The organism is Bradyrhizobium sp. MI1.3 (assembly GCF_055811695.1).
Genome location: NZ_JBVVPQ010000295.1, coordinates 1 through 314, shown reverse-complemented (window position 1 = coordinate 314; position 314 = coordinate 1). Strand labels below are relative to the sequence as shown.

Annotated in this window: 1 pseudogene; it reads right to left on the bottom strand. The window is 61.8% G+C overall.

What is annotated here, in order from left to right:
• Positions 1-69: 69 nt before the first annotated feature.
• Positions 70-314 (bottom strand): annotated as a pseudogene (locus AC0L3A_RS41085) (transposase); the annotation flags it as partial.

Below are 314 nucleotides of genomic sequence, written 5' to 3'. Positions count from 1 at the left end.
AGCGTGCCAAGGCATTCGGCTTTGTTCTCCCTTGGAACCGAAAGTCGGTGCTGCCGTTTCTTAGGAAGCGTTCTCCACCGTCAGCTCCCCGATCTTGGCGTGCAGCGTTTTCACGTCCACGGCAGGCTCGATCGTTCTGTTGCCTCCGCCAGGACCAAATCCCTCTGCCGCCGCTTCCTGAAACTGGGACTTCCACTGCGTGATCCGGTTCGGATGCACGTCGAACTACTCAGCCAGCTGGGCCAGCGTCATCTCGCCCTTGATCGCGGCTAACGCCACGTTGGGCTTGAATGCCGGTGCGCGGTGCCGGCGGG